This window comes from uncultured Halopseudomonas sp., assembly GCF_963977355.1.
Lineage (GTDB): Bacteria > Pseudomonadota > Gammaproteobacteria > Pseudomonadales > Pseudomonadaceae > Halopseudomonas.
On record NZ_CAXBOV010000008.1, the window covers coordinates 38403 to 62321 of the forward strand.

The following is a 23919-nucleotide window of genomic DNA, read 5'->3' on the forward strand; positions in this document are numbered from 1 at the left end:
TCAAGCTCCTGCAACCTTGTAACCGAGCTCCGCCAGACTTTCTTCAGCCAGGGCCAGAACGTCGGTGTTGGCAACGACCGAACGCTCGGCTGATTCAAGATAGAATTCTATGCTGGTCAGGGCGTCTGCCAGGACTTCGAGCTGCTGAGCCTGCGGCGGCGCCTGCTGTTCAAGCATGTTTTCCTGAATGAACCGTGCCGACTGATGAATGATGGAGCCGGCTCGACTCATACCAAGGAAGATCAAACCGCCACGTACGGTCTCCAGGGTGGAAGGTACGTTCATCAGATGCATCAGGTCGTTGCCTGATTCCATATAAGCGGTGATGGCGCGTTTGGCCAGAGACAGCCCCGCCTGGGACTCCTCGATCAATACGATACGCGCCTCCCTAAGCTCTACCGGTTCACCGTTGGCAGTTGGTCCGCTGCCAGGCGACGGCCCCACATCACTGCCCTTTTCATCCAGGCGGTTGACTGCGGTTTCGGCACGTAACACCGCGTCGGCAACTTTTTCCAACAAGGGTAAGTCATCTGATTTCCAATCACGCAACTGCTGAGCTGCATCCTCTATACCACTTGCAACCTCATTAAGGTCGAGCATGGCGAGGGTTTTCCACAGGCGCTCCAGAGCCGCTGCCAGGGTTTCCAGGGATTGCTCGGCATCACCGGCATTACGGGCAAGAAGATCGAGCAGATCCTTGATGGCGGTGATTTCCTCACGCAATGCATCGGCAACAGAACGCATCACATCAACACCCGGGCCACGCAAACGCAGGAAAGCAGATTGCAACTCCAGCTCGGTAAAGCCGGTATCCGGGATACTCAGGAGTTGCTTGGCCTCATTGCAGCGTTCACAGGTGCCATCGGCCAGGGCTACCAGAAACAGCAGCTCACGTAATAAATCCGGATGGGATTGCAAATCGGATGCGTTGGACTGCGTGCCTCGCTCTTTGATAACGCGATCTATCTGCGCAAAGAGTTTCTTGCGTGGCGCGGTCAATTGCAGAGGTGTTTGCTCGATAGCCTCAAGCGCGGCTGCAGCGGCCCAGCACAAGGTTGCCGCCTCGCGGTCCAGCCGATTCTCCCAGCGCTGCAGCGCTCGCAGCATAAGCGGTGCAGAGCCTGCCACACCCTCGCCCCGAATAATGCCCAGAAGCCCCAATTGGTACATCTGGCGCAGGCGATTGAAAGTGCGCTTGTCCAATGGTTCTGCCGCATCACTACCGCGCAGTTTGAGAGGTAGGTCATCGGTAGACAGTGCGTAAAAAAAACTTTCAGAGTAGACAGCCGCACCTGAACGATGGGAGCGCAACTGATTGATCGCGGGTAACAGTAGCTCCGGGCGCTCGAACCCCTGATGGCGACATTGCTGCAGATACCGCTCAAGCAGAAAGAGTCCATCACACAATGCCGACAGCGGCTCGTTGCGATCCTCTCCGTCATGCTCGGGAATGTCCGTTGCAAGGGCGATCATTTCTGTCAGCAACAACGCCGCGCCGCGCAACTCGATAAGTTGCAGAGTGCCGCGCAGTTGATGCAGACCCTCAATTGCCTGTTGCAGCAGACTACCGTTGTGCCGATCCTCAAGAAACTGCTGTAGCAGATCCTCTACCTCGCCCATGCTGGCAAAGAGTTCGTCCCTGACAAGATCCAGTGATGTAGCGCCCGTTAGCATCGCGTTTTCTCCTAACTTCCCTGCCGTCAGCCTGACGCGGTATCAATCGGCGAATTCAGCTGTCTTCTTGCCCATGTGGGCTGCCATCGCCAACTTCATGTCTTCTGACTGAAGCATGGCAGCGTTCCAGGTGGCAATGTAGTTAAGACCATCCTCAACGCTGTGATCACGACTATAGCGAATCATTTCCTTGGTCCCCCGAATGGCCAGGGGCGACTTGCTGGCAATCTCGTTAGCGATCGCCATGACTGATGTCATCAATTTTTCATGGTCAGTCTGAGTGCTGTTAACGAGACCCATCCTGGCAGCTTCGTTACCATCAAAGGAGCGACCGGTGTAGGCCAACTCCCGCATCATGCCATCGCCTATCAAGTGCGGCAATCGCTGCAATGTACCTACGTCGGCGGCCATCCCCATGTCGATTTCCTTGATGGAGAAATGCGCATCGGCGGTCGAATAACGCATGTCGCAGGCGGAAATCAGATCGATAGCTCCGCCAATACAATATCCGTGGATCGCAGCGATGACCGGCTTGCGGCATTGATCGACTGCATTGAACGAGGCCTGGAGACGCAGAACATTGCGACGAATGATATCGGCATTGCGGCCGATATCGGAGGTCATCTTGTGCGACGCACCGGCGAGCATCATCAGATCGATGCCGGCGGAAAAGTGCTTGCCTGCACCGCTGATGACGACAACCCGAACGCTGTCTGTCTGATCTATCCACTCAAAGGCGGTGATGATTTCTTCCCAGAACGCGACGTTCATCGCGTTGATTTTCTCGGGACGATTGAGCTGCACATGGGCGACGGCGCCAGACTGCTCCACTAGCAACGTTTGGTATTCAGGCATCACTATCTACTCCGAAATGTCGGCTGCGGCCTTCAGGCCCGCTGATGAGTCAAGACTGTTACATAAGTCCCAATATAACAAGTATAAGGATCAATGGCATAGCTGACGCTCTTGGCTAAGCACTTTACTACCTGACCAGTCGGTCGACCTGTTGTATCATAATGCTCGTAAGCCTGTTCCAGAGCGGCGCGGCGCCCAAACATCCCTATCCCCGACGCGACGCAGTATCGAGAAACCATTGGAGGAAAACCCTGAATAGGGTTTCGGCTGACAGCCCGAGACACTATTCAGAGCTTTCTTCCCAACCTTCTCGACAGGATTTTCCCATGACCACCTCTGTGCTGCCCGCGTTGGCGCATAACTTTCTGGGGCAGGCCCCCGGTTGGTACAAGCGCACCATTGTGGCTTTTCTGGTTCTCAACCCTCTGTTGCTCTGGCTCGCCGGCCCTTACATTACCGGCTGGATTCTGGTGCTTGAGTTTATCTTTACGCTGGCCATGGCGCTTAAATGCTATCCGCTGCTGCCGGGTGGCCTGCTGGCACTGGAAGCGCTGGCCATAGGCATGACTTCCCCCGATGCCCTGTATGCAGAAGTTCTGACCAACTTTCCGGTCATTCTGCTACTGATATTCATGGTCGCCGGCATCTACTTCATGAAAGAACTGTTGCTGGTGACCTTTACCCGTCTGATTCTTGGTATCCGCTCCAAGTCATTGATGGGCCTGTCCTTTTGTCTCGTAGCTGCAGTGCTTTCTGCATTCCTGGATGCCCTGACCGTCACCGCCGTGATTATCAGCGTGGCCGTGGGCTTCTATGGCGTTTATCACAAGGTCGCTTCGGCCGGATCAGGCCAGGAGGGCACGGTCGAGTCCGAAGACGAAGAGCCGCTGCACCGCGAGCACCTGGAGGAGTTCCGAGCATTCCTGCGCAGCCTGTTGATGCACGGCGCCGTCGGCACCGCACTGGGCGGCGTATGCACCATGGTGGGAGAGCCACAAAACCTGCTGATAGCCCGCGTAGCCGGATGGGACTTTGTAGAGTTTTTCATGCTCATGGCCCCGGTCAGCATGCCCGTTCTGGCTGCGGGCCTGACAACCTGCCTACTCCTGGAAAAAACCGGCTGGTTTGGTTACGGCGCTCGTCTGCCCAGACCAGTGAGGCGCGTTCTGGAAGAGTTTGCCCGCGAGGAAAAGGCCAAGCGCAAAACACCACAAAAGGTAGCACTGGCGGTGCAGGCAGTTGCTGCCGCGCTGCTGGTCGCGGGGCTGGCACTGCATGTGGCGGAAGTCGGTTTCATTGGTCTGATGGTTATCATCCTGATTGCTTCGTTCAACGGCATCATAGATGAGCACCAGATCGGCAAGGCGTTTCAGGAAGCTTTGCCCTTCACGTCCCTGCTCGTGGTTTTTTTCGCGATTGTGGCAGTCATTCACGAACAGCATCTGTTCAGCCCGATCATCCACGCCGTGCTGGCGTTGCCCCCAGAATCCCAGCCAAGCATGTTCTTTATTGCCAATGGTCTGTTGTCAATGATCAGCGATAACGTGTTCGTTGCCACCGTTTACATTAGCGAGATAAAGCAGAGCCTGGAGAGTGGCGCTATCAGTAGCGAGCAGTTCGAGCGGCTGGCCATTGCGATCAATACCGGAACTAACCTGCCCAGCGTTGCTACTCCCAATGGCCAGGCAGCCTTCCTGTTTCTGCTTACCTCGGCAGTTGCGCCACTGGTGCGGCTATCCTATGGGCGCATGGTGTATATGGCTCTGCCCTATACGCTGGTCATGGGCGGTGTGGGCCTGCTGGCGGTGAACCTCTGGATCTGAGGTTCTAACGCCCGGTCAATCGGCTGGGCGTCCGTTCCACAGGGCAAAACCAGCGGCCTTTTCGATGGCGGCGAGACGCTCGGCATGGGCCTCCAGCTCGCCTTCACTTGCACTGACCACTCGTAACGCCGGGCGCTTCGACGGATCGATCCGGCGAATCGCGCTGACACCATTGCTGCTCTGATCCTGATCACTACCCTGTCCGGCCAAGGACAATGCTGTCTGGCCGCCGGTCATGATCAGGTAGACGTCAGCCAGGATCTCCGCATCAAGCAATGCCCCGTGCAGGTCACGCTGGGAGTTGTCGACCATGTAGCGCTTGCATAGAGCATCGAGGCTGTTGCGTTGCCCCGGATGCTTTTCCCGAGCCATCATCAGGGTGTCGAGCACGCCGCAGTGATCAGCCATGCGGCCATGGGGTGAGGACATCAACTGCAATTCGGTATCCAGAAAACCGATATCGAAAGGTGCGTTGTGAATGATCAGTCGCGCACCCGTCACAAACTGCATGAAGCCCTCGACCACATCGGCGAACAGGGGTTTGTCGGCGAGGAAGGCATCGGTTATACCGTGCACCGCCAAGGCGCCCTCCTCGACCTCGCGTTCGGGATTGATATATACATGAAAATGACGACCGGTCAGACGCCGATCGATCAATTCGACGCAACCGATTTCAATGATTCTATGCCCGCTACGGGGATCAATACCGGTCGTTTCAGTATCCAGTACGACTTCACGCATGGTTCTTGCCCTTGTTACCCAGCACTTCCTGTACGCCCAGATTAGCCAGTTCGTCGGCGATCTCGTTCTCGCGATGGCCACTGTGCCCCTTGACCCAACGCCACTCTACCTGATGCTGGTTGACCAGCTCGTCGAGTAACATCCACAGATCCGCATTTTTCACAGGTTGTTTGCTGGCGGTTTTCCAGCCCCGCTTCTTCCAGTTGGGCATCCACTCGCGAATGCCTTTCATCACGTATTCCGAATCGGTGGTCAGGGTGACGCTGGCGTTTTTCTTCAGGGCCCGCAGACCCATGATGGCAGCCATCAATTCCATGCGATTGTTGGTGGTCATCAACTCACCACCGTGCAGCGCTTTTTCATGTTCGCCAAGGCGCAGTAAAACGCCCCAGCCACCCGGCCCCGGATTACCCTTGCAGGCGCCGTCGGTAAAGATCTCAATCGTATGGGTCATTTCGTATTCCGTTTATGCGTGCGTCTGGTACCCGCGACCAGCGGCGGCAAGGTCAATGCAGGGAAAGCTCTGGCGGGCTGTTTGCGCGGCATGGCGCCGAGCATCTGACGTCGGGCTATCAGGCAGTAGAATCCGCCACAAGGCAATGTGTGGCGAGAGGCCCACTGTTCAACCGAGCTTAAGCGATCCAGCATGCGCTGCGATTTAAGCGGCGGAAGATAGCATCCATCGATGCGTTTCTCTACCGCAAAACCGAGGACTTCAAGCCAGTCCGAAAGGCGTGCCGGACTCACAAACCCCGCCTCACTGAGCCAGCTCCGACCGGCAAAATGGTTCCAGCCCCAGCTGCTCCAGGGATTGAAGCCGAAAATCAGCATATGGCCGCCCGCGCGCACCGCCTGACCGGCTTCCCGTAACAGCGTGCGTGGCGCCAGACAGAAATCCAGCCCGTGGTGCAGCAACACGACATCGACGGACTGCGGAGCGAAGGGCCACTGGCTTTCTTCCAGCGGCATGGATGGAGGCTCACCGATCAAATCGAAATGCCAGCGATTGCGTAGCGTTGATTGCTGACCGTCCATCATCTCAGGCGCCAGGCCATACTGGATCATGTGTTGGCCGAAACAGCGCTCCAGGCTTTCCTGGGCGACTTGCCGCTGTTGATCCAGAAGCATCTTGCCACCGGGTGTTTCCAGCCATTGCCGCGCCTCGCGCAGCAAGCGCATGAGGTCAGCCTGGCTAATTGATCCCGCTTCGTGGTCAGTTCGCATGGTTCACCAGTGAATGATCGGTTGATCCTTTATCAACCGCTCCTTTATACATGTGCCCGCTGTCCTATAAGATAAAGCTTCATTCTCTTGAAGGCATTAGCGACATGCTCGAATTTCTGGCATTACCCGCTTTTCAGGACAATTACATCTGGTTGATCCTTGATCACAAGCGTCAGGAAGCTGCGGTGGTCGATCCCGGCGACGCGGTTCCGGTTATCACCTGGTTGGGCCGGCACCCGGAATACCAACTGCGACATGTACTTGTGACACACCATCACCGCGATCACACCGGCGGCCTGGCGACTCTCAAGGCGGCCACTGACTGCCGCATCTGGGGCCCTGCAGCAGAAGCCATCAGCAGTCTGGATCGCCGGCTCGATGACGGGGACAAGATCAACATACTTGGCCAGACACTACAGGTCTGCGCCGTACCGGGCCATACCCTGGGCCACATTGCCTTTTACTGCGACGACCCTGACGGGCCTTGGCTACTCAGCGGCGATACACTGTTCGCTGGAGGCTGCGGCCGTCTTTTCGAGGGTACTCCGCAGCAGATGCACGATTCACTTGAGCGCCTCGCCGCTCTGCCAGACAACACCAGCATCTACTGTGCCCATGAGTACACCCAGGCCAACCTGCGCTTCGCCCATGCGGTCGAACCCGCCAATGATGACATCCGGGTGCGCCTTGAAGTCGTCAATGATCTGCGCCTGGCGGGCAGAATGACCCTGCCAACCACGGTAGCACTGGAGAAGCGTACGAATCCCTTTCTGCGTTCCAACGAGCCCGCTGTTATTACCGCCGCAGAGCAGCAACAGGGCCAGCGGATTGCCGCCGGGGCGGACACCTTTGCCGCCATACGCGCATGGAAGGATCGATTCTGACACAGCGCCCATTGTTTCCTTGACCCTCCCGAGTTGAGTTTCTAAACTCGGGCAAATTTTTCCGGACCTGCCAATGCCTTTTTCTGTATCGACTTCGCGTTTTTTCTCCAGAGCCTTGCTGCTGATTGCAAGTCTCGCAATCCTCGCAGGCTGCCAGACCTCCCCGTCTCAGCAGGCCCAGAGAGGTGACTCTGGAGCAAAGAGCGTGCCGAAGCAGACTACCTACGAACGCAACCGCGGCATCATACTGCTGAAAAATGCTAAAGGTTCACGCTCTGAAGTTGAAACGATCACCGCTCGCACATTGTGGGGGCGGATCCGCCAGGGCTTCATGCTCGATCCGACGGCAATTGACAACCCCCGCATTGATCGTCAGCGACTGGCATATGCCAGCGAGCCTCGTTATTTCGAATTGACCAGCAAGCGCTCCGAACGTTACCTGCACTACGTAGTGGAGCAGCTTGACGAGCGCGGCATGCCCCTTGAGTTGGCGTTGCTTCCCTTTGTCGAAAGTGGCTATAACCCCATGGCGTTGTCACGTTCCCAGGCAGCGGGTATCTGGCAGTTCATTCCCTCGACCGGCAAAGTATTTTCCCTGCGCCAAGACTCGTGGTACGACGGTCGCCGGGATATCACCGCTTCCACCCAGGCGGCGCTGGACTATCTCAGCAAGCTAAACGAGATGTTCGACGGTGACTGGCTGCTAGCCATGGCAGCTTACAACTGCGGCGAAGGCTGCGTGGGTCGAGCGGTTGAAGCAAACCGCGCCAAGGGCCTGCCTACAGACTACTGGAGCCTGGATCTGCCCTACGAAACGATGAACTACGTGCCCAAGCTACTGGCTTTGTCGCAGATCATCGAGCGGCCTGAGCTCCACGGCACCGTCCTGCCGGAACTCGCCGACTCACCCTACTTCGCTGCGGTCACCATTGAACGCCAGCTCGACCTGCACAAGGCTGCAGAGTTGGCCGATATCCCACCGGAGGATTTCATCAAGTTGAACCCGGCCTTCAAGCAACGGGTTACGGCTCCTGGCGCCTACCAGTTATTGGTGCCTATTGATCGGCTCGAGCAGTTCAGCACTGCGCTTGCAGAGCTACCCGAGGACGAGCATGTAAACTACCAACGCTACAGTGTGCGCGCCGGAGACAATCTCTCGCAAATTGCCAGCCGTTATAACGTCAAGGTTTCTGCGCTGCGCGACGTCAATCAGCTCGACAGTAATCTTTTGCGTGTGGGCCAGGTATTGATGCTACCCCTCTCGGCCCAGAGCCTGTCTGCCCAGGCGGCCTCAAGTCAGAACCAGAGCCAGACATCTAGCGCTTTGTCCTCTGCGCCGAACGCTACAACTACACGTTATCAAGTCAGGGCCGGCGACAACCTTTGGGAAATTGCTCGCAAACACGGCATCAGCGTAGCCTCCCTGAAGCAGCAGAACCTGCTTGATACTACGGCTCTGCGGGTCGGGCAGACTCTTACTATTCCGGGGCAGAAAAACGCCTCCCAAAACACACAGAACGCACGCAAACCCGTTATATACACGGTCAAGCCAGGCGATTCACTTTTTAGTATTGCCCGTCAGTTCAACATCGCCATTGACCGGATACGCGAGCAAAATGACCTGGGCAGGCACCTTCAGCCAGGTCAGCAGCTGACTCTCAACCTTCACTGAAACCGGCTCCAGCTCAGCCAACTTCATCCGTGTCTGCGTACCGCCCAAGGCGGTGCGCAAGGGTAGCCATGAAACAGATTATGCGTTCTGCCACATTGCTGGCCCTGTTGCTCACCTGTGTTGATGTCAATGCCGGTGTGTATCGCCAGCATGGCTATTCCCTGTATGGCCTTCCCCATTATGCGGAGGACTTCGAGCACCTGGATTACGTTAATCCCGATGCGCCCAAGGGCGGCACCCTCAGGGTCATGGGCTCCGGTACCTTTGACACAGTGAACCCCTATACGTTGAAGGGCACCAGTCCGGTCAATACCGGCAATTTCCCCCACTACGGCATCACCGAACTGAATGAGCCGCTGATGGTCGGTACCGGCCTTTACGACCCCTCCGGTGACGAGCCCTATTCCGCCTACGGACTTATCGCTGAAAGTATCGAATTCGCCGACAACCGCAGCTGGGTTGTATTCAACCTGCATAAGCAGGCGCGTTTTCATGATGGTCATCCGGTTACCGCAGAAGATGTCGCCTTCAGCTTCAATACTCTGAGCGAGCAAGGGCACCCCAATTACCGGTCCATGCTCCAGGATGTATCCCGCGTGGATATTCTAAGCGAAAAGCGCATTCGCTTTGTGTTCAGCCGCAGCGACAGTCCGCTGCTGATCCTGCGCCTTGGGGAGTTGCCCGTACTACCCAAGCATTACTGGGAGGGTCGCGAATTCGGCCAGACCACCTTTGAGCCAGGCCTCAACAGTGGCCCCTACAGGGTAACGTCGGTAGAACCGGGTCGGCGCCTGGCATTTGAGCGTGTCAAGGACTACTGGGGGCAGGATCTGCCCATCAATCGCGGCAAATACAACTTCGACCGGATGGAGGTCGAGTTCTATCGGGACAACAACGTCGCTTTCGAGGCATTCAAGGCAGGCGAATTCGATATCTATTTCGATCACAAGGCCAGCAACTGGGCCAATGCCTATAACTTTCCCGCCGTGCGCAACGGTGACGTTCTGCGCCGCGCTATTCCACACGCCATACCCAGCGCTACCCAGGCGTTGTTTTTTAACAGCCGTCGATCCCCGTTCAATGAACGTAATGTGCGCCAGGCACTGGGTATGATGTTCGATTTCCAGTGGTCCAACCGAGTGCTGTTCTACGATGCCTATCAGCGGTCATTAAGCTATTACCCCAATAGCCCGTTCAGTGCGGCCGGATTGCCAGCCGGACAGGAATTTCTGTATCTGGAGCCGCACAGGGACCAGCTTCCCCAAAAACTCTTTGTCGAGCCCTTCAACCTGCCTGAAACCAGTGGTCAGGGTGTGCCCCGCAAGACGCTGCGTCAGGCAGTAAGATTGCTGGACGAGGCCGGCTGGACACTGCGCAACGGGCGTCTGGAAAACCAGGATGGTAATCAGTTGGTCTTTGAAGTACTGCTGGTCAACCCGAGCCTGGAGCGCATTCTTCAGCCTTATCGCTCCAACCTCGCACGACTAGGCATCGACATGCGTATTCGTACCGTTGACCGGGCTCAGTACAAGGCGCGGCTGGATCAGTTCGACTACGACATGATTCTCGCCACCTTGCCCCAGGGGCTATCTCCGGGTCTCGAGCAGCATGGCTATTTCCATTCCAGCCAGCGGGATGTCAAGGGCAGCCGTAACTACGCCGGCATCGCCAATCCCGTGGTAGATGAGCTACTGGAACATCTGCTGGGCGCCAAGACCCGTGACCAGCAGATCGCCGCGGCCAAGGCAATGGATCGTGTGCTACTTTGGGAACACTATATAATTCCGAACTGGTATATTGACTATCATCGCATAGCCCATCGTGCCTGGCTGAAGTCGTCCGAGACCCCACCCTATTCGCTTGCTATACGCAGCTGGTGGATGGATCCAGACTTGCAATAGACACCGTGCAATAGAACAACAAGGTCACCTGATGTCTTTAACCAACAAGCTGTTTTGTGGATTAACGCTGCTCGTTCAGACTGTAGTGGCCATTGCCGCGCCTGCTGGCGATCACGCCCTTACCCTTTATGGTGAGCCTCCGGCCTATCCCGCAGACTTCAGCCACTTTGCCTACGTCAACCCCGAGGCGCCCAAGGGCGGCACCATGCGGCTATCCGGCTTTGGCAGTTTCGATTCACTGAATGGATTCATCAGCCGCGGTGCAAGCGCTGATCAGTTAAGCCTGATCTATAACACCCTGACCTTTCACGCAATGGATGAACCCTTTACCGAATACGGTCTGATAGCGGAGCGTATAGAACGGGCGGAAGATAACACCTGGGTACGCTTTCATCTGCGCCCCGAAGCGCGCTTTCATGATGGCGAACCCGTTACTGCTGCGGACGTTGTATTTACCTTCAATACATTGATTGAGCAGGGGGCACCCTTCTACAAGTCCTACTACGCGGGCGTGAAGGAAGTAGTCGCCGACTCGGACCTGAGTGTCACCTTTCATTTTCATAATGGCGAGAATCGGGAATTACCTCTGGTTCTCGGACAATTACCTGTCTTGCCTGCGCATTATTGGGCCGAACGCGATTTCTCCAAGACAACACTCGAACCACCCCTGGGTAGCGGCCCCTATCGCATCAGTAACGTGAGCGGTGGTCGTAATATCACCTACGAACGCGTAGCCGATTACTGGGCCGCTGATCTGCCTGTGCAGAAGGGTTTTTATAACTTTGATCGCGTCATTGTCGATTATTATCGCGACACCGGTGTGGCATTGGAGGCATTCAAGGCTGGTCAGTTCGACCTCAATCAGGAGGTCAGCGCCAAAAACTGGGCCACTGGCTACGACAGCCCGGCGTTGCGCGAGGGCACCATCATCAAGGAAGAGATCCCCAACCTGAATGTGCAGGGCATGCAGGGCTTTGTATTCAATATACGCCGTTCCATATTCGAGGACGCCCGGGTCCGTGAAGCAATCAGCCTGCTGTTCGACTTCGAATGGTCCAATAGCGCCCTGTTCCACAATGCCTACACGCGCACTGACAGCTTTTTTGATAACTCGGAGCTGGGCGCCAATGGTCTGCCAGGACCAGGAGAACTCGCTCTGCTAGAACCCTGGCGGGAGCATCTGCCTGCCTCCGCCTTTGGCGAGGCCTATAGTCCACCCAAGACCGACGGTAGCGGAATAATCCGGGAACAGATGCGCGAAGCCTACCGCCTGCTTCAGGACGCTGGCTGGAAAATTGTCGATGATCGTCTGGTCAACGAAGCAGGAGAACACCTGAGTTTCGAATTCCTGATTGTCCAGGCCGACTTCGAGCGAGTATTGCTTCCCTTCAAACGTAACCTGGCGTCCCTGGGTATCGAGCTGACCCTACGCAGAGTGGATGTTTCCCAGTACATCAACCGCCTGCGTTCGCGGGAGTTCGATATGGTCGTTACCGGATTCGGCCAGTCCAACTCCCCGGGCAATGAGCAACTGGATTACTGGCATTCATCGAGTGCCGATAACCCGGGTAGCCGCAACCTGATGGGCCTTCAGGATCCGGCAGTAGATGCACTGGTAGAAGGTCTCATTCGAGCTGACTCCCGTGAATCGCTGGTCAACCACACCCGCGCTCTGGATCGTGTGCTAATAGCCGGGCATTACGTGGTGCCCAATTTCCATACAACGGTGTATCGCGTTGCCCATTGGGACAAGTTCGCTCACCCGAAGACATCGCCTCGTTACGATCTAGGGCTCTTCACCTGGTGGGTGGACGCCGACAAAGCTGCCGCACTGAAAGGCAAGCCCACCCCCGTCATCGTTCAGGAAGACTGAGCATGCTGGCTTACATTGTTCGTCGACTGTTACTGATCATTCCAACGCTGTTCGGTATTCTGCTGATCAATTTTTTGATCATCCAGGCCGCGCCTGGCGGACCGGTAGAGCAGATGATCGCAAACCTGGAAGGGTTTGAAGGCGCTACCAGTCGTATCTCGGGCAGCATGCAGGGTGAGGTGGCCAGTGGCAGCACCTATCGCGGTGCACAGGGTCTGGACCCGGATATCATTGCCGAGATCGAACGCATGTACGGCTTTGACAAGCCAGCCCATGAGCGTTTCTGGTTGATGATCAAGGGTTACATGACCTTTGACTTTGGTGACAGCTTCTTCCGCGATGCCAGCGTCATAGATCTGATTGTCGAGAAGATGCCGGTATCCATCTCTCTCGGCCTCTGGACAACCCTGATTACCTATCTGATCTCGATTCCCATGGGCATACGCAAGGCGGTGCGCCACGGCTCGACCTTCGACATATGGACGAGCTCACTGATTATTGTCGGCTACGCTATTCCGGGATTCCTCCTGGCGATCATGCTGATTGTGGTCTTTGCCGGCGGTAGTTACCTGGACTGGTTCCCTCTGCGTGGTCTGACATCGAATAATTTCGAGGAGCTGAGTACCTGGGAGCAGGTCAAGGACTACGCCTGGCACCTGGTGCTGCCGATCACCGCGATGGTGATTGGTAGCTTCGCTACGCTGACCATGCTGACCAAGAACTGCTTTCTTGATGAAATCGGCAAGCAGTACGTAGTGACCGCCAAGGCCAAGGGCCTTTCTGCCGGCCGCGTGCTTTACGGGCACGTCTTTCGTAACGCCATGCTGTTGATCATCGCCGGTTTTCCCTCGGCGTTGATCAGCGTGTTCTTCACTGGCGCTCTGTTGATCGAGGTGATCTTTTCCCTGGATGGTCTCGGCCTGCTGGGCTTTGAGGCCGCAATCAACCGGGACTATCCGGTGATGTTTGGCACCCTGTTCATATTTACCCTGCTGGGGCTGGTCGTGAAGTTGATCGGTGATATCACCTATACCCTGGTTGATCCGCGCATCGACTTCGAAAGCAGGGAGGGTTGAGAATGAGTACCCGATTTTCGCTCTCACCACTCAATCGACGCCGTTTTGGGCTGTTCAAGGCCAATCGGCGTGGCTGGTGGTCACTGCACATATTCATGGTGCTGTTTATTCTGAGCCTGGGGGCCGAGTTTGTTGCCAATGATGAGCCACTCGTAGTCAGTTACCAGGACGCGCTGTATTTCCCGGTCGTCAAGCGCTACGCCGAAACCGAGTTCGGTGGTGAGTTTCCGATTACCGCCGATTATCGCAGCCCCTATATTCGCAACCTGATCGAAGAGGAAGGAGACGGCTGGATGCTCTGGCCACCAATTCCCTTCAGCTATGACACTATCAATTACGACCTTCAGGTGCCCGCGCCTGCTCCGCCCTCGGGGGATAACTGGCTGGGTACCGATGACCAGGCTCGCGATGTCGCCGCTCGGGTAATCTACGGCTTCAGGATATCGGTACTTTTTGCGCTGACCCTGACTATCCTCAGTTCCATTATCGGCGTCATTATCGGGGCGGTTCAGGGTTTCTATGGTGGCCGTATTGATCTGTTTGGTCAGCGCTTTATCGAAGTCTGGTCGGGTTTACCCGTCCTCTATCTGCTGATCATTCTGGCCAGCTTCGTACAACCGAACTTCTGGTGGCTGCTGGGTATCATGCTGCTGTTCTCCTGGATGGCACTGGTGGATGTGGTCCGTGCCGAATTCCTGCGCGGCCGCAACCTGGAATACGTGCGGGCAGCTCGTGCTCTGGGTGCCAGCAACCGCATCATCATGTTCCGGCATATTTTGCCCAACGCCATGGTTGCGACCCTGACATTCTTTCCCTTCATTCTCACCGGCGGCGTTATCACCCTCACCTCGCTGGACTTTCTCGGCTTCGGCCTGCCTGCTGGCTCCCCCTCACTGGGCGAGCTGATTGCCCAGGGCAAAGCCAACCTGCAGGCACCCTGGCTGGGCATTACCGCTTTCGTAGTGCTGTCTCTGATGCTCAGCTTGCTGGTGTTTATCGGCGAGGCCCTGCGCGATGCCTTCGACCCCAGGAAATGACATGTCAGATCAGCCATTGATTCGGATCGAAAACCTCAGCGTGGCGTTTGCCAGCGAACATGAAGAAGTCATGGCCGTGCGCGATGTCAGCTTCGATATACGCCCAGGCGAAACCCTGGCGCTGGTAGGCGAAAGCGGCTCAGGCAAGTCAGTCACTGCGCACTCGATACTACGCCTGCTGCCCTACCCCCAGGCACGTCATCCCAGCGGACGCATTCTCTACAAGGACGAAGACCTGCTGCAGGCCGGGGAAAAACGACTACGCCAGGTTCGTGGCAATCGTATTTCGATGATTTTTCAGGAGCCAATGAGCTCGCTCAACCCCCTGCATACCGTCGAGCGTCAGATCAATGAAGTACTGGTACTGCACAAGGGGCTGAACAAGGCAGCTGCGCGTGAGCGAACCCTGGAATTGCTGGATCTAGTCGGCATCCCCGATCCAGCCAGCCGGCTAGGCTCTTATCCACACGAACTCTCAGGCGGCCAACGCCAACGGGTAATGATCGCAATGGCGCTGGCCAACGAGCCTGAGCTGCTGATTGCCGATGAGCCAACCACGGCGCTGGACGTGACCGTGCAGCTAAAAATTCTCGAACTGCTCAAATCGTTGCAGCAAAAACTGGGTATGGCATTGTTGCTGATCAGCCATGACCTGAACCTGGTACGCAGAATTGCCCATCGGGTATGTGTCATGTACCAGGGTTGCGTCGTCGAAGAAAATGAATGCGCGAAACTCTTTGCCGATCCGCAGCATGAATACACCCAGCGGCTGATCGCGGCTGACCCGACCGGTGATCCGGTAAAAGTGAACGCAGATGCACCGGTGATACTGCGGGCTGAGCAGCTTCGGGTATGGTTCCCGATTCGCAAGGGCGTTTTGCGACGCACCGTGGATCATGTCAAGGCAGTAACTGACGCCTCCTTTACGCTCAAGGCAGGTCATACGCTGGGTATTGTGGGCGAAAGCGGTTCAGGCAAGACAACCCTGGGTCTGGCTCTGTTAAGGCTCGTGGAAAGCCAGGGCCTGATCGAATGTAACGGCATGCGGTTGGATGGTTTGAGTCAGAATGCCGTCAGACCAATGCGCCGGCAGTTTCAGGTGGTCTTTCAGGATCCTTTTGGCAGCCTGAGTCCACGTATGTCGATTGCACAGATCATCAGTGAAGGGTTAGAGATTCACGGCATTGGTACAGTAGAAGAAAGGGAGAAAATGGTAATCCAGGCGCTGCAGGAAGTCGGCCTGGAACCTGCCAGCCGCCACCGCTACCCCCACGAGTTTTCGGGCGGACAGCGGCAGCGAGTGGCTATTGCCCGTGCTCTGGTTCTCAAACCGTCGTTGATCCTGCTGGATGAGCCCACCTCAGCCCTCGATCGCACGGTACAGGGCCAGGTGGTTGAGTTGCTCCGCGACCTCCAGCACAGGCACAATCTGAGTTACTTGTTCATCAGCCATGACCTGGCAGTGGTCAGAGCCCTCAGTCACGAGCTGATGGTGATACGCCAGGGAGAAATCGTCGAACAGGGTTCGGCCAAGGATATATTTGCCTCACCGCAGCATGAATATACGCATCAATTGCTCGAGGCCGCCTTCGCCAGACCCGTATCCGTCAACACGGCCAAAGACACACAGGCCAAGTAGAAAAACAGGAAACAAGCATGGGATTTTTAAGCGGTAAACGCGTACTCATCGTTGGCGTAGCCAGCAAATTGTCTATCGCCTCGGGTATAGCTTCGGCAATGCACCGCGAGGGCGCGGAGCTGGCGTTCACCTACCAGAATGACAAGCTCAAGGATCGCGTCGAGAAGTTTGCAGCGGAATGGGGCTCAGGGCCGGAGCTGTGCTTCCCCTGCGATGTGGCCGATGATTCCCAGATCGAAGAGGCATTTGCCCAACTGGCAAAGAAGTGGGATGGCCTGGATTGCATAGTGCATTCGGTCGGCTTTGCCCCTGGTGATCAACTCGATGGCGACTTTACCGATGTGACTACCCGCGAAGGTTTCCGCATTGCTCACGATATCAGCGCCTACAGCTTCGTGGCCCTGGCCAAGGCCGGTCGTGAACTGATGAAGGGTCGCAATGGCAGCCTGCTGACCCTGTCCTACCTGGGCGCTGAGCGCACAATGCCGAACTACAACGTGATGGGCATGGCCAAGGCCAGCCTCGAAGCCGGCGTTCGTTATCTGGCTACCAGCCTGGGGCCGGAAGGCACGCGCGTTAATGCTATTTCTGCGGGTCCGATCCGAACGTTGGCTGCTTCCGGCATCAAGAGCTTCCGCAAAATGCTCTCGCACAACGAGAAGCAGACCCCGATGCGCCGCAACGTCACCATCGACGAAGTAGGCAACGCCGGTGCGTTCCTGTGCTCGGATCTGGCATCTGGGGTGTCAGGCGAGATCATGTATGTCGACGGCGGCTTCAACATCACCGCCATGGGTAATCTGGAAGACTGAAACCTGAGACCCGACAGCCTGCGAAGGCTGCGCACAAAAAAGCCACTCCCAAGGGAGTGGCTTTTTTGGGGCTGGCGATCGCTACCGACCGCCGATCACATCAGATCAGAAACGCTCGACGTCAGCCCGCTCTTCGAGGCTTTCCTGTAGGGCAGTGAAATCCTGCTGACCTGTCTGTCCGGCAATGTAACGCTTGTAGAGATCACTCTCAGCCGAAGCTTGCAGTGATTCAGGCGTAGCTACACCGCGCAACTCAACGATCCACTGACTACCATCAGCCTGGCGTGCATGGCCATATACGGACTCCCCTTCGGAAGGACGAGGCATCGCAAACACATTACGCAGGAGCACCTGAGACAGCTCGTTGTTGGACCGATTGATAGCCTCATGGTTTTCCCAGGAAGCATTCAGTTCCACGGCCACTTGCTCAGGCGCAGTGCTGTCTGACTCCAAAGCCTCGACCAGCTCTGAAGCCTTATCACGCGTCTGCTCGACCGCCTTCTGGAAGCTCAATGTATCGGCAATTTCCGCAGACACTTCGTCGAGGGGACGCTGTTTGGCGCGCATGTGCTCTTTAACCCGAACCACTACGGAGGTATCAGCATCAAGCTCAAGGAGCTGGCTATTGAGACCATCCTGCAGTACTTCCGCTTCAAAGGCAGCAGCCATAACCCGTGGATTAGCTGCCAAGCCTTCGCCGCCCTCGCGATTCACCGGACCAATGGTTTCAATCTCGAGACCTAACGCACGAGCTGGTTCGTCAAGATCGGGAGACTCGTAGGCCAGGTTGGCCAGTTCGCGTGAAGCCTCGACATAGCGACGCTCTACCTGCTCCGCCTTCAATTCCGCCACAAGCCCTTCACGCATGGATTCCAGGCTGGGCATCTCCGGTGCGGCAACGCCGGTAAGCTTGATCAGGTGATAACCAAAGCTGGTACGGACCGGATCCGAAACTTCACCCTCCTGGAGGGCAAAGAGCGCTTCGTCAAACTCAGGATCGAAGCTGCCACGAACGGTATAACCCAGGTCCCCACCGCTGGAGGTAGTACCAATATCGTCGGACACTTCTTCAACCAACTTGGCAAAATCCTCTCCGGCATCCAGACGTTCCCGAGCAGCTTGTGCTTGCTCCAGAGCCTGCTCCTCACTTACCTCATCAGTGACCTCGATAAGGATATGTGAGGCTCGACGCTGTTCTGTCAGGTTACCAATTTCCCGCTCATATAAAGCCTGAAGTGCCTGCTCGTCGACCTCGACCTGATCGAAAAAATCGTCCCTGGACAACTCCAGGACTTCCAACACAACCTGCTCTTCAGTCATGAACTGTTGGGCATTGGCGGTGTAATAAGTCTCGACTTCGTCTTCCGAAACATCGATTTCATCACGCAGGATAGGCAGCTCTATAACAGCGAAATCGCGTGTTTGCTCTTCTAGCTTAGCCAGCTGCAGGCGCTCTGTCTGAGTGGCAAAGGCTGTGGCTTCAAAGGCATTACGCAGTTGCGCAAGAAGGAGCTCCTGACGGACGAGATCGCGGAATGCCAGGCGCGAACCCAATCCCATATTGCGAATGACAATATCGAAACGATTGGCGTCAAATTCGCCATCCACCTGGAAATCAGGGGTCGATAGAATCAACTGATCGATCATGGCTTCGGAAATACGCAAATCGAAATTCCGGGCACCCTCGACCAGCACTGCCCGCTCGATCAGACCGTCGAGCACCGATTGGCGTAGTAACGCATCGTCAATCATATTGGGGTCGAAGTTGTCATTAAGCTGCTGCAATTGCTGCACCAGTTGGCGACGCTGCAGTGAGACGGCCTGTTCCAGCTCGAACTTGGTAATTTCTGTTCCGTTGACCGCGGCAGCGTTCTGATCGTTGCTCCCGAAGCGGCTGATGGACTCCCAGCCAGTCAAAGCGAATATCAGCACAATGACGCCAACGATCACCTTAGCGACCCAGCTTTGCGCATTGTCCCTCATTTTTTGCAGCATCTTGCCCCCGAAATCCTAGTCATCTTCAGCCGCCCTTCGGGGCTGCCAGTACCACCGATCATTGATCGCTGGCCTATTATTCTGTTCTAAACGAAAAAGGCGCATCAGGGATGATGCGCCTTTTTTGAAACTGACCGAACCACATGAGTGGAAACTTGCCTCAACAGCAATTGTGGCTGCGCCTGGCTATGGTTCGAAGTAGATACCAGGGCTCGCACCCCGACACAGACAATCAGTAACTGGACGCGCTTAGTTCACAGCGTCCTTCAGTGCCTTACCAGCTTTGAAGCCCGGAATCTTGGCGGCGCTGATTTCAATCGGCTTACCAGTTTGCGGGTTACGGCCGGTGCGGGCAGCGCGATCTTTCACAGCGAAGGTACCAAAACCAACCAGAACTACCGAATCACCGGCTTTCAGTGCGTCGGTAATGGACTCGATGACGGCGTCAAGAGCACGGCCGGCAGCAGCTTTAGGAATATCGGCGGAAGCGGCAATGGCATCAATCAATTCAGACTTGTTCACTCTAAGTCCCCTTATTAGTTTCAAATGAGTTGTTAGTCGTTATGTAAGCTTGTGGTCTTAGCAAAGCTGTGGCCAGTCAGCATACCTGCGTAGGTCGAAGCACGCTTTATATCAAGCGGTCAAAAACCGTGTCAAGGAATGCCTGTGGTACCCCCGGTCCGTTCGCGAACAGATCACCCTGTTGGATACCTGTTCGGGAGCGGACCGCTGCTACCTCAGTGGGTACTGATACGCTTCTTTGTATCGGTAGCCTGATTGTCATCCTTTGCAACCATCTCTTCAACCCCTTCTTGCAAGGGCTCCGGCACGTATTGCAGCGCAATCTGCAACACTTCGTCAATCCATTTCACCGGCTTTATCTCAATATCCTCCTTGATGTTGTCGGGGATCTCCTTGAGATCACGAATATTATCGTAGGGAATGATCACTGTCTTGATTCCGCCCCGGTGCGCGGCCAACAGTTTTTCCTTGAGCCCACCGATTTGCAGAACCTGCCCACGCAGGGTGATTTCACCAGTCATGGCAACGTCCGCCCGAACCGGAATCCGGGTCAGAGCCGATACCAGCGCCGTGCACATGCCTACGCCGGCACTCGGGCCGTCCTTGGGCGTAGCACCCTCTGGGACGTGGATGTGAATATCATGCTTTTCATGAAAATCACCTCCCAGCCCCAGACTGTTTGCGCGGCTACGAACCACGGTAAGCGCCGCACTGATGGATTCCTGCATGACATCACCCAGAGAGCCAGTCTTGATCTGGCGGCCCTTACCGGGCACCACAGCGGCTTCCAGGCTGAGAAGCTCGCCACCAACCTGGGTCCACGCCAGACCCGTCACCTGGCCGATCTGGTCGGCCTCCTCGGCTAATCCGTACTTGAACTTGCGGACCCCGAGCAGCTCTTCAAGCAAATCACCGTCGACCACAACCTTGTTCTTGGCCTTGCTACCTACCTGGGTTCTGACTACCTTGCGGCAGAGTTTAGCAATCTGACGTTCGAGGCCGCGCACCCCGGCTTCGCGGGTGTAATAACGAATAATGTCACGCAGGGATTCGCGGGTGAACGTCAGCTCATCTTTCTTCAAGCCGTTGTTCTTGATCTGCTTGGCAACCAGATAACGCTCGGCGATGTTGATCTTTTCGTCCTCGGTATACCCGGGAATACGAATGACCTCCATGCGGTCAAGCAGTGGCGCAGGAATGTTCATCGAGTTGGCAGTACAGATGAACATCACGTCCGACAGATCATAATCGACCTCAAGATAGTGGTCGTTGAAGTTGTGATTCTGTTCCGGATCGAGCACCTCAAGCAGCGCCGAGGAAGGATCACCGCGCATATCGGTGCCCATTTTATCGATCTCATCGAGCAGAAACAGGGGGTTCTTGACGCCCGCCTTGGACATTTTCTGAATAACTTTACCCGGCAGCGAGCCTATGTAGGTACGACGATGGCCACGAATTTCGGCTTCATCGCGCACACCACCCAGTGCCATGCGGACGAACTTGCGGTTGGTTGCCCTTGCCAGGGACTCACCCAAGGATGTCTTGCCCACGCCCGGAGGGCCCACCAGACAGAGCACAGGGCCTTTCAACTTGCGTACACGCTTCTGTACAGCCAGATACTCGAGAATCCGCTCCTTGACCTCCTCAAGGCCGTAGTGGTCAGCATCCAGCACTGCCTCGGCTCGCTCGGGATCATTACGGACCTTACTGGCTTTTTTCCAGGGTACATTGGCCAGCCACTCAATGTAGGAACGCACGACCGTCGCCTCGGCGGACATGGGCGACATCATCTTCAACTTGTTCAGCTCCGTTGTCGCCTTGGCGAGCGCTTCCTTGCTCATGCCAGCAGCATCCACCTTTGCCTTGAGTTCATCGAATTCGTTGTTGCCATCCTCGCCGCTGCCCATCTCCTTCTGAATAGCCTTCATCTGCTCGTTCAGATAGTACTCACGCTGGCTGCGTTCCATCTGTTTCTTGACACGACCGCGAATACGTTTTTCCACCTGGAGTAGATCGATCTCGCTATCCAGTACACCCAGTACGTGCTCTACGCGATCGCGCAGGGGCAAGATCTCGAGTATTTCCTGCTTCTGATCCAGCTTGAGGGTCAGATGCGCGGCCATGGTGTCTACCAGCCGTCCGGGTTCTTCAATACTGGACAGGGATGAGAGAACTTCAGCAGGGACCTTCTTGCCCAACTGGACAAACTGCTCGAACTGACTCATCAAACTGCGAATCAGCACTTCGGCCTCACGGGCATCCAGCTCGCTTTCATTCAGGGGAACCGCGTGGGCGACCTGATAGGTGCCCAACTCGTCCACCTGCTCGATTCGAGCACGTTGCTCGCCCTCGACCAGAACCTTGACGGTGCCGTCGGGCAGCTTGAGGAGTTGCAGGATGGTCGCAACGGTGCCAAGGCTATAGATGCCGTCCTGACCCGGATCATCCTCGCTAGGATCGCGCTGAGCTACCAGCAAAACCTGTTTGTCGCCGGCCATCGCTGCTTCAAGCGCTTCAATGGATTTGTCGCGTCCCACGAAAAGCGGGATGACCATGTGGGGGTACACCACTACATCGCGTAGGGGCAGGAGCGGAAATTCGCTAGGTGTCGTCATGGCTGAGACTCGCTTGCTGGGGGGCGCAATAATCGACCGCACCCGTAATAAAAGTGTCCATGAATTCAAAGATGGGGGCAGTGCACGAAAAAAACAAGCCGCTGAACATACTGCGATACAAGAGAGCATCACTCACAGGCTTGCAAAAAAAACGCCCGGCTCCTTTTCAGGAACCGGGCGTCATAGGCCAAGGGACATTATTCGTCCGGCATGGCCTTGGGCGGATTTTCGCTGGAATCGTAGATCAGCAGCGGCTTGGCATCGCCACCAATCACGTTTTCATCGATTACTACCTTGCTGACATGCTCCGCTGAGGGAATATCATACATGGTGTCGAGCAGCACATTTTCCAGAATCGAACGAAGACCGCGGGCACCGGTTTTACGCTCCAGAGCCTTGTTCGCGATAGCTTTGAGGGCATCAGTACGGAACTCTAGATCAACACCTTCCATCTCGAACAAACGCGCGTACTGCTTGGTCAACGCATTTTTCGGTTCGGTAAGGATCTGGATCAGAGCGGCCTCATCGAGTTCGTCGAGGGTTGCGATAACAGGCAAGCGACCGACAAACTCGGGAATCAGACCGAAGCGAACCAGATCTTCGGGCTCAACACCCTTGAGAGTCTGACCAACTTTCTTGCCGACGTCCTGGCTTCGTACCTTGGCACTGAAACCAATCCCGCTCTTCTCAGAGCGATCACGAATCACCTTTTCCAGACCCGAGAAGGCGCCGCCGCAGATAAACAGAATATTACGCGTGTCTACCTGCAGGAACTCCTGCTGGGGGTGCTTGCGCCCACCCTGGGGAGGCACGGAAGCCACAGTACCTTCGATCAGCTTGAGCAGTGCCTGCTGGACGCCTTCACCTGATACGTCGCGGGTGATGGAGGGATTGTCAGACTTGCGGGAAATCTTGTCGATTTCGTCGATGTAGACAATACCCATCTGGGCTTTTTCGACGTCGTAGTCACACTTCTGCAACAGCTTCTGGATGATGTTCTCGACATCCTCGCCCACATAGCCTGCTTCAGTCAGCGTGGTCGCATCAGCAATGGTAAAGGGTACATTCAACAACCGAGCCAGTGTTTCGGCCAGGAGTGTCTTGCCCGAGCCGGTCGGCCCGATCATCAGAATGTTACTCTTGCCGAGCTCGACGTCATCCTTGCCCTCGCGCTGATTAAGACGCTTGTAGTGGTTGTACACCGCTACGGAAAGCACCTTCTTCGCGCGCTCCTGACCGATCACGTACTGATCGAGGATGCCACAGATCTCCTTCGGCGAAGGCAGCTTGGCGCCAGCGCTTTCAGCCTGACTTTCCTGTACTTCCTCACGGATTATGTCGTTACACAGATCCACGCACTCATCACAGATGAATACGGAGGGGCCGGCAATCAGCTTGCGCACTTCATGCTGGCTTTTGCCGCAGAAGGAGCAATACAGCAGCTTGCCGTTGTCGTCACCCTTCCCAGTCATATCGGTCATCTAAAACCCCTGCTTACGTTCACTCTTGTCCACAAAGATGGGGGCATTGCCACCACTTTGCAAGTGCAACTCTGTCAAAACGGACCCGCACCGGC

Annotated in this window: 18 protein-coding genes; 9 read left to right on the forward strand and 9 right to left on the reverse strand. The window is 56.0% G+C overall.

The genetic code is table 11. The features are described 5' to 3' along the window. Together AAC076_RS05655 and AAC076_RS05660 are read right to left on the reverse strand one after the other, a co-directional pair. The gene (locus tag AAC076_RS05655; protein ID WP_339843494.1) at window positions 1–1674 is read right to left on the reverse strand and encodes a ferrous iron transporter B; all 1674 of its coding nucleotides are present in this window, start codon (window positions 1672–1674) and stop codon (window positions 1–3) included. Window positions 1675–1716: 42 nt separating this feature from the next. Further along, window positions 1717–2529 carry a crotonase/enoyl-CoA hydratase family protein gene (locus AAC076_RS05660; protein WP_339843495.1) on the reverse strand — a complete coding sequence of 271 codons (813 nt, stop codon included), beginning with the start codon at window positions 2527–2529 and terminating at the stop codon, window positions 1717–1719. 326 nt (window positions 2530–2855) lie between these two features. Between AAC076_RS05660 and nhaB the strand changes: the two genes are divergently transcribed. Further along, the gene (nhaB, locus tag AAC076_RS05665) at window positions 2856–4352 is read left to right on the forward strand and encodes a sodium/proton antiporter NhaB (RefSeq protein WP_339843496.1); all 1497 of its coding nucleotides are present in this window, start codon (window positions 2856–2858) and stop codon (window positions 4350–4352) included. 15 nt (window positions 4353–4367) lie between these two features. On the opposite strand, the gene dnaQ is transcribed toward nhaB, so the two are convergent. Genes dnaQ through AAC076_RS05680 form a run of 3 tightly spaced genes read right to left on the reverse strand, consistent with a single transcriptional unit; the run spans window position 4368 to window position 6317 of the window. After that, complete coding sequence (gene dnaQ / locus AAC076_RS05670) at window positions 4368–5093, reverse strand: DNA polymerase III subunit epsilon (protein ID WP_339843498.1); 726 nt, start codon at window positions 5091–5093, stop codon at window positions 4368–4370. After that, window positions 5086–5547 (reverse strand): ribonuclease HI, encoded by a 462-nt coding sequence (gene rnhA / locus AAC076_RS05675; RefSeq protein WP_339843499.1) that lies wholly within the window; start codon window positions 5545–5547, stop codon window positions 5086–5088. Before rnhA ends, dnaQ begins: the two co-directional genes overlap by 8 nt. Continuing rightward, on the reverse strand, window positions 5544–6317 hold the full coding sequence (locus tag AAC076_RS05680) for a methyltransferase domain-containing protein (RefSeq protein ID WP_339843501.1): 774 nt from the start codon (window positions 6315–6317) through the stop codon (window positions 5544–5546). Before AAC076_RS05680 ends, rnhA begins: the two co-directional genes overlap by 4 nt. A 104-nt stretch (window positions 6318–6421) precedes the next feature. Between AAC076_RS05680 and gloB the strand changes: the two genes are divergently transcribed. The 8 genes from gloB to fabI all read left to right on the forward strand — a co-directional run bounded on the left by gloB (window position 6422) and on the right by fabI (window position 17211). Then, the gene (gene gloB, locus AAC076_RS05685; protein WP_339843503.1) at window positions 6422–7201 is read left to right on the forward strand and encodes a hydroxyacylglutathione hydrolase; all 780 of its coding nucleotides are present in this window, start codon (window positions 6422–6424) and stop codon (window positions 7199–7201) included. Window positions 7202–7406: 205 nt separating this feature from the next. Beyond that, window positions 7407–8873 (forward strand): LysM peptidoglycan-binding domain-containing protein, encoded by a 1467-nt coding sequence (locus AAC076_RS05690; protein WP_339843504.1) that lies wholly within the window; start codon window positions 7407–7409, stop codon window positions 8871–8873. A gap of 68 nt (window positions 8874–8941) precedes the next feature. Then, on the forward strand, window positions 8942–10774 hold the full coding sequence (locus AAC076_RS05695) for an extracellular solute-binding protein (protein ID WP_339843505.1): 1833 nt from the start codon (window positions 8942–8944) through the stop codon (window positions 10772–10774). Window positions 10775–10805: 31 nt separating this feature from the next. Then, window positions 10806–12647, forward strand: a complete 1842-nt coding sequence (locus tag AAC076_RS05700; RefSeq protein WP_339843506.1) for an extracellular solute-binding protein — start codon at window positions 10806–10808, stop codon at window positions 12645–12647. Between the two features lie 2 nt (window positions 12648–12649). After that, window positions 12650–13723, forward strand: a complete 1074-nt coding sequence (locus tag AAC076_RS05705) for a microcin C ABC transporter permease YejB (RefSeq protein ID WP_339843507.1) — start codon at window positions 12650–12652, stop codon at window positions 13721–13723. A gap of 2 nt (window positions 13724–13725) precedes the next feature. Next, window positions 13726–14760, forward strand: coding sequence for an ABC transporter permease (locus AAC076_RS05710; RefSeq protein WP_339843508.1), 1035 nt, complete (start codon window positions 13726–13728; stop codon window positions 14758–14760). A 1-nt stretch (window position 14761) separates the two neighbouring features. Then, on the forward strand, window positions 14762–16399 hold the full coding sequence (locus tag AAC076_RS05715; RefSeq protein ID WP_339843510.1) for an ABC transporter ATP-binding protein: 1638 nt from the start codon (window positions 14762–14764) through the stop codon (window positions 16397–16399). A gap of 17 nt (window positions 16400–16416) precedes the next feature. Further along, the gene (fabI, locus tag AAC076_RS05720) at window positions 16417–17211 is read left to right on the forward strand and encodes an enoyl-ACP reductase FabI (protein ID WP_339843512.1); all 795 of its coding nucleotides are present in this window, start codon (window positions 16417–16419) and stop codon (window positions 17209–17211) included. A 105-nt stretch (window positions 17212–17316) separates the two neighbouring features. Here the strand turns inward: fabI and AAC076_RS05725 are convergent, their stop codons facing one another. From AAC076_RS05725 to clpX, 4 genes are all read right to left on the reverse strand, one after another. Beyond that, entirely contained in the window at window positions 17317–19206 is a 1890-nt protein-coding gene (locus tag AAC076_RS05725; RefSeq protein ID WP_339843515.1) for a SurA N-terminal domain-containing protein, read from the reverse strand. Between the two features lie 249 nt (window positions 19207–19455). After that, a complete protein-coding gene (locus AAC076_RS05730) occupies window positions 19456–19743 on the reverse strand; it encodes an HU family DNA-binding protein (RefSeq protein ID WP_188434484.1) in 288 nt (95 codons plus the stop codon). Window positions 19744–19943: 200 nt separating this feature from the next. Further along, window positions 19944–22343: an endopeptidase La gene (lon, locus tag AAC076_RS05735; RefSeq protein WP_339843516.1), complete on the reverse strand. Its 2400-nt coding sequence runs from the start codon at window positions 22341–22343 to the stop codon at window positions 19944–19946. 197 nt (window positions 22344–22540) lie between these two features. Beyond that, window positions 22541–23824: an ATP-dependent Clp protease ATP-binding subunit ClpX gene (gene clpX / locus AAC076_RS05740; protein ID WP_339843517.1), complete on the reverse strand. Its 1284-nt coding sequence runs from the start codon at window positions 23822–23824 to the stop codon at window positions 22541–22543. Between the last annotated feature and the right edge of the window lie 95 nt (window positions 23825–23919).

What these genes read in the sequence shown, in the direction of transcription:
- AAC076_RS05655 (WP_339843494.1), bottom strand. Translation starts at nt 1,674, where the DNA reads ATGCTAACGGGCGCTACATCACTGGATCTTGTCAGGGACGAACTCTTT.
- AAC076_RS05660 (WP_339843495.1), bottom strand. Translation starts at nt 2,529, where the DNA reads ATGCCTGAATACCAAACGTTGCTAGTGGAGCAGTCTGGCGCCGTCGCC.
- nhaB (WP_339843496.1), top strand. Translation starts at nt 2,856, where the DNA reads ATGACCACCTCTGTGCTGCCCGCGTTGGCGCATAACTTTCTGGGGCAG.
- dnaQ (WP_339843498.1), bottom strand. Translation starts at nt 5,093, where the DNA reads ATGCGTGAAGTCGTACTGGATACTGAAACGACCGGTATTGATCCCCGT.
- rnhA (WP_339843499.1), bottom strand. Translation starts at nt 5,547, where the DNA reads ATGACCCATACGATTGAGATCTTTACCGACGGCGCCTGCAAGGGTAAT.
- AAC076_RS05680 (WP_339843501.1), bottom strand. Translation starts at nt 6,317, where the DNA reads ATGCGAACTGACCACGAAGCGGGATCAATTAGCCAGGCTGACCTCATG.
- gloB (WP_339843503.1), top strand. Translation starts at nt 6,422, where the DNA reads ATGCTCGAATTTCTGGCATTACCCGCTTTTCAGGACAATTACATCTGG.
- AAC076_RS05695 (WP_339843505.1), top strand. Translation starts at nt 8,942, where the DNA reads ATGAAACAGATTATGCGTTCTGCCACATTGCTGGCCCTGTTGCTCACC.
- AAC076_RS05700 (WP_339843506.1), top strand. Translation starts at nt 10,806, where the DNA reads ATGTCTTTAACCAACAAGCTGTTTTGTGGATTAACGCTGCTCGTTCAG.
- AAC076_RS05705 (WP_339843507.1), top strand. Translation starts at nt 12,650, where the DNA reads ATGCTGGCTTACATTGTTCGTCGACTGTTACTGATCATTCCAACGCTG.
- AAC076_RS05710 (WP_339843508.1), top strand. Translation starts at nt 13,726, where the DNA reads ATGAGTACCCGATTTTCGCTCTCACCACTCAATCGACGCCGTTTTGGG.
- AAC076_RS05715 (WP_339843510.1), top strand. Translation starts at nt 14,762, where the DNA reads ATGTCAGATCAGCCATTGATTCGGATCGAAAACCTCAGCGTGGCGTTT.
- fabI (WP_339843512.1), top strand. Translation starts at nt 16,417, where the DNA reads ATGGGATTTTTAAGCGGTAAACGCGTACTCATCGTTGGCGTAGCCAGC.
- AAC076_RS05725 (WP_339843515.1), bottom strand. Translation starts at nt 19,206, where the DNA reads ATGCTGCAAAAAATGAGGGACAATGCGCAAAGCTGGGTCGCTAAGGTG.
- lon (WP_339843516.1), bottom strand. Translation starts at nt 22,343, where the DNA reads ATGACGACACCTAGCGAATTTCCGCTCCTGCCCCTACGCGATGTAGTG.
- clpX (WP_339843517.1), bottom strand. Translation starts at nt 23,824, where the DNA reads ATGACCGATATGACTGGGAAGGGTGACGACAACGGCAAGCTGCTGTAT.